Origin of the sequence: Brevibacterium sp. Mu109 (assembly GCF_900169375.1) — a bacterium.
GTDB classification, from domain to species: Bacteria; Actinomycetota; Actinomycetes; order Actinomycetales; family Brevibacteriaceae; genus Brevibacterium; species Brevibacterium yomogidense_A.
The window spans coordinates 1-1,058 of sequence record NZ_FXZF01000118.1; the positions used below are offsets into that span (position 1 = coordinate 1).

At 71.5% G+C, this 1,058-nt stretch carries 2 protein-coding genes; both read right to left on the reverse strand.

Annotated elements, in window-relative coordinates; genetic code table 11:
- The coding region (locus tag BSP109_RS16775; protein WP_180959815.1) for an NAD(P)-binding protein at positions 1 to 431 on the reverse strand (431 nt) is incomplete at its 3' end.
- A partial coding sequence (locus tag BSP109_RS16780; protein ID WP_101602078.1) for a squalene/phytoene synthase family protein occupies positions 431 to 1,058 on the reverse strand: 628 nt, incomplete at its 5' end. The genes BSP109_RS16775 and BSP109_RS16780, both read right to left, overlap by 1 nt.

Here is a 1,058-nt window from a genome sequence, read left to right on the forward strand (position 1 = left end):
AAGAGCCTCTCGGCCATCGCCTTCGCATGGGCGGCCGAGCGCAGATGGGCCTGCAGGCGCCTGCCGGCACCGGACTCGCGGCCCTCGAAGGCCGCGACAACCCGGTCGCGTCCCCGCGGAACACTCACCGGTGCCGCCTCGGCGGTGACGCTCGGCGCGGTCGACGCCTCCGGGTCGGTGAACACCGTGTAGGCGGGATCGAGGGGCACGAGGGCGAGCTCAACCGCCGCGCTCGTCACAATGAGCGAGAAAAAGTGGCCGTAGACCGCGGGCATGAGATACCAGGACGGGCCCGTATCGAAGCGGAACCCGTCACGGACGATCCGACCGATGCGCCCGCCCACCTCGGTGTTCTTCTCGAAGACGTCGACGCTGTGGCCGTCCCGGGCGAGCAGGGCGCCACCCGCCCCGATGACGCTCACCTGCGCCATCACGAACTCCGGCCGCGCAGGGTGCCCAGGGTCGAGCGGGCGAGGAGACGCGCCTTGACGTGGCCGGGGATGCGGATCCGCTCCCGGTAGAGCCGCTCGACGGGGGCAGCGGCGATGGTGTCGATGAGCGCGGCGAAGAGCGCGGTGGCGGCGCCGACGGCGAGCCTCGCGTCGTAGGGCAGGAGCGGGATCGCAGCCTCGGCGTCAGCGTGCTGGCCACGGATGGTAAGGATCCCGCCGTCCCGGGCACTCGTGGTCGGGCGCGCGTCCTCGGTGAGGTCGCGGAGGAAGTTGATGTTCTGGAAGGCCGCGCCGAGACGGCGGGCCCCGCGCTCGAGGGTGGGCAGCTGGGTGTCGTCGCGGGGGTTGTCGTGGAGGAAGATGCGCAGGCACATGAGGCCGACGCCCTCGGCGGATCCGTAGACGTAGTCCGCATGCTCCCCGGCGCTCAGGCACCGCACCTCGGGTGCCGCCGGGTGTCCCGCAGGCGATTCGGCGTCGAGATCGGAGCGCATGGCGGCGAAGAACGGTTCGATGAGGTCGCTGCCGATCCCCGTGTGCCGCGCCGTCCGGGCGAACGCGTGGATGATGAGATTGGTGCTCACCCCGCGCGAGAGCGCCCGATAA